Raw genomic sequence first — 3,910 nt, forward strand, 5'->3', positions numbered from 1 at the left:
TTCGGCAATCGTCGTCAGAGCTTTGCCGTGTCTGGCGCGACCGGCCCGCAATTCGGTAACTTTGTTGCGGCCAACGGCCTGCTCAGCACGCTCGACTTCTTCGGCACGGTTCGCGGCCGCCTCGGCTACGCCTTCGACCGCGTGCTGTTCTACGGCACCGGTGGTTTCGCCTACGCCACGGGCGACCAGGGCGCGCGCGTCGCGTTCCAGAACTTCTCCGGCAATCGCAGCAGCTTCGTCACCGGCTACACGGTCGGCGGCGGCATCGAGTACGCCCTGCCCACCGACTCGTTCCTGAACTTCTTCCGCTCCTCGGCCGTCACGCTGAAGGTCGAAGGCCTGTACGTGAACCTCGATCAGGGCCGCAACACGGGCCTCCCGCTCGTCGGCGGTCTCATCACCCCCACCGGTCTGGCGCCGGTGTTCAACAACGTGCCGGTTCGCAACAGCGCCGAGTTCGCTGTCGTCCGCGCTGGCCTGAACTACAAGTTCGGCTCGTACTAAGGTCGGGCCAAGCCAACCCGCTCCCGGCCTGTGCACCGGGGCGGTTGCGGCAGGTGGACGTGAGGGTCTGGTCCCCCTCATCGCTATCCTGCCGCGACGTTGCTACATACTGGTTGGCCTCCGGATCCCCAGCCCGATCAGACTGGCCGCGAGGTCGGCAGCGCCTCAGGAGCTTACCGCTCCTGGGGCGTTTGCCATTTGGGATCTGGCTGTTCTGCTAATGGAGCGTGGTGCCGCGAACTGGTCTACAAGAACCCGCTCCCGCTGTGACCCTTGAAGGCATTCGCCCGCCGGATGTACCCGACCACGGTCCGCGGATCCCGGTGGCCCGATTGGTCCATGATGCGGGCGAGATCGGCCCCGCGCTCGGCGGCCGTCGTGATGTAGCCGGCCCGCAGGCTGTGTGCCCCGAACGTCGAGGCATCGAGCCCGGCAGCCGCGCAGTAGCTCTGCAGGATGTTGGCGACTGACCGGTCAGTGAGCCGGGGAAGTTTCGGCGCAACTCGAGCCGAAACCCCCTCATCCGAAACCGTCTCAGCTTGAGACGCTTTCCGCACCCGCCCTGAGCGAGACACCGGCCGGAACACCGGGCCGGACGTGATACCGGCGGCATCCAGCCATTCCCGTACGAGCGCCACCGGCCGGACGAACCGGCCATGCGGGATCGCCTTTTCAAACCCCCTACCCTCTTGATCGACCTTGCTCTTGCGCACGAGCACCCGCAGGCCCTCCGGATCCTCGCGCAGGTCCTCGACGTCGAGCGCCACCAACTCGCTTCGCCGGAACGCCCCCGCGAACCCAAGTGCCAGCAGCGCCCGGTCGCGCTTGCCGGTGAGGGTGTCAGGCGTTCTCGCCAGCAGCATCTGCAGCACGTCGACCGTGGCCGCGGCCTTCTGGGTCGGAGCCGTGCCAATCCGCCGGCGGATCCCCTTCATGGTCGCTCGCACGTCCTCGTCGTCGGTCGGGTCCGGCACCTTCGCCAGCTTGTGGCCGTAGGAGATCGCTGCCAGACGACGTCCGATAGTTGAGGCTGATCGTCCAGCCTCCGCCTCGTGCACCAAGAACGCCGAGACCGTCTCGGACGACGCCGGCAACGACCGGAACCCGAACCGAGCGCACCAAGCCTGAAACACCTGCACGTCGGATCGGTACGCGCGGACGGTAGAGTCCGCCTTGCTCGCCTGCTGGTACGCGCGGACGATCGCGGCGACTTCGACAGAAAGCTCGCTCGCCAGCTCGGGCACTGCGGCGGGGAGCGCACCAGGTGTCACGATTGTCTGCCCGGACCATCGAAGAGAATGACGAGGAGCCAGATCAGCATCAGCGTCGAATTGATGCCGAACAGGACCCGGTTGATAGGCAGCATCTCCTCGTGTTGCGCGAGGCCGTAGACCACTAAGCCGAACAGGCCGCCCCAAGCGCCGATCCAAGCCATGCGTGAGCTTCGAGGGTCAGGCATCGTCGTCGAGCCGATCCGCCGCGGGGTGACCGCACTCTGCGCCTTCGTGGCGAGGGGCGCCACCAAGGCAAAGCCTGACCCAAGAGCCATCCGATCAACGGTCAAGGTAAGCCGTCCCCTTTCCCCCGCCCGACATTGCGCGCCAGCGCCTCCTGCCAGCCAGAGGGTGGCTCGGTGATGCCACGCAGGCGGGCCGCCTCCTCGACGTTGCGCAGGATGGTGGCCCACTCAGCCTCACTCGCGTGAGCTATCGGCGTGCACTCTAGCGCGTGCGCGATGGCCTCTGCGGATCTGCGCCATTCTGCCGGAAGGAATGGAACCCTGTCGTTCTCGTCTGTCATGTGAGTGAAGCTCCCCACCGCCGCTTGGCGGAGGGCGAACCCTGCCATTTGCTCCGCCCGTTGGCACATAGCCTTGGCTTCATTTCCTCACGATCGTTGATGTTCGCTATGGCTAAAACTTTCGAGAATGACGCTTATCGGAAGCTACCGCGAAGATATGGTGATAGCAAGGCGTCTTGAGGTCGAGACATAAAGACTGCGTGAGCGCAAAGTAGCTCGATGCAGTCAAAGCTCGACGTCCCGACAGGGAGCGTGCAAGACGCGCCGCTGTTCAGATGCCTCGACGGCATACAAGCTTGACGGCTCGTTAATCAGACGGCTCCCATGCTCGCTCGCGAGACGGCAGGACGCTCCGCATGCAGACCATCACGATAGCGGCGCGAAAAGGCGGGGTCGGGAAGACAACGCTCGCAACGCACCTCAGCGTCATCGCTGCCGGACCGGGCAAGCCCGTGCTGCTGTTCGACACCGATCCGCAACGGTCGCTGAAATGGTGGTGGGATCTGCGCCAGGGCGACACACCGGCGCTTATCGAATGCGAGGCGCGCGAGCTGCCTAAGATCCTCCCTGCCGCCTTGGGGGAGGGCGTGGCCTACAGCATCATCGACACGCCGCCCCACGCAGAAGGCTCGATCGCCGATGCTATGCGCGTAGCCGATCTAGTGCTCGTTCCGACCCGCCCAGGCCCATTCGATCTTGCAGCCGTGGCGACCACCCTCGACCTAGCGCAGCGCGTCGGCAAGAAGCCGCTCGCCGTCATCAACCACGCGCCGCCCCGCACCGGATCAGCCGAGCCCTCCATCGTGTCGGAGGCGCGCGAGACCCTGACCCGCATGGGCGCCACCGTAGCGACCGCCGTGGTCTCGCAGCGGGTCGCGATGTCTCACGCTATCATCGGCGGGCAGACGGTCAACGAGTTCGAGCCGCATGGCCGAGCCGCCGAGGAGATGCTGGCGCTCTGGTCCGAGGTTCAGTCCATGATGAAGGAGTAGGGGGCATGTCCGCAGAACGTCAGCCGCTCACCAGCCTTGCGGATCGCCTGGCCAAGAAGTCACCGGCCCCTGAGACCGAGAAGCCGGTCGAAACCCAGACCGCTCCGGAGCCGCAGCCGACGCCCACCAAGGCGAAGGGTGCCGACACCCGCGTGCAGATCATCGTCCGCATGACGCCGGCCGAGCGGAAGGCCTTGCGCCAGATCGCCCTCGACCAGGACACGACGGCCCAGGCGCTGGCCGAAGACGCAATCCGCGATGTGCTGCGACGTCACGGCTTCAAGGCGTCGTGACGGCTCCAATTCTCAGCGGCTCGACTCCTTGACGTCTCGAAATCGAGATATTTCGATGCGCTGACGGTGAGACATCTTGATAGCAAGCCGTCTTCCTACCAGCTGCAGACGCGGTCGGGATGTGCGCGAGCCGGGCGAGCCGTGATGATATGGCCGCCCGGTATTTGGGACGATGTAAACCTGTCTTGGCTCTTTCTGATAGTGCAACGACAGTGATCTAAATTGTGGATCGGCTTTCCATTAACGATCCCATCCGAACAGACTGCATACTTTAAGGCCGCAGTAAACCTATTCGTCGTTAGTCCAAATCGCCTTCTTTTT

The 3,910-nt window shown here is 64.7% G+C and carries 5 protein-coding genes; 3 read left to right on the forward strand and 2 right to left on the reverse strand.

The features are described 5' to 3' along the window. A partial coding sequence (locus MKK82_RS02180; protein WP_409566768.1) for an outer membrane protein occupies nucleotides 1-504 on the forward strand: 504 nt, incomplete at its 5' end. A 245-nt stretch (nucleotides 505-749) separates the two neighbouring features. Here the strand turns inward: MKK82_RS02180 and MKK82_RS02185 are convergent. Both MKK82_RS02185 and MKK82_RS02190 read right to left on the reverse strand, forming a co-directional pair. Then, nucleotides 750-1,775 carry a site-specific integrase gene (locus MKK82_RS02185; protein ID WP_243984525.1) on the reverse strand — a complete coding sequence of 342 codons (1,026 nt, stop codon included), beginning with the start codon at nucleotides 1,773-1,775 and terminating at the stop codon, nucleotides 750-752. Next, complete coding sequence (locus MKK82_RS02190) at nucleotides 1,772-1,939, reverse strand: hypothetical protein (RefSeq protein WP_243984527.1); 168 nt, start codon at nucleotides 1,937-1,939, stop codon at nucleotides 1,772-1,774. The genes MKK82_RS02185 and MKK82_RS02190 overlap by 4 nt, the downstream gene beginning before the upstream one ends. A gap of 721 nt (nucleotides 1,940-2,660) precedes the next feature. On the opposite strand from MKK82_RS02190, the gene MKK82_RS02195 reads away from it, so the two are divergent. Then, nucleotides 2,661-3,296, forward strand: coding sequence for a ParA family protein (locus tag MKK82_RS02195; protein WP_243984528.1), 636 nt, complete (start codon nucleotides 2,661-2,663; stop codon nucleotides 3,294-3,296). A gap of 5 nt (nucleotides 3,297-3,301) precedes the next feature. Beyond that, entirely contained in the window at nucleotides 3,302-3,589 is a 288-nt protein-coding gene (locus tag MKK82_RS02200) for a ribbon-helix-helix domain-containing protein (protein ID WP_243984530.1), read from the forward strand. The last annotated feature ends 321 nt before the right edge of the window (nucleotides 3,590-3,910 follow it).

The sequence above is a fragment of the Methylobacterium sp. E-046 genome, assembly GCF_022829625.1.
Classification (GTDB): domain Bacteria; phylum Pseudomonadota; class Alphaproteobacteria; order Rhizobiales; family Beijerinckiaceae; genus Methylobacterium; species Methylobacterium longum.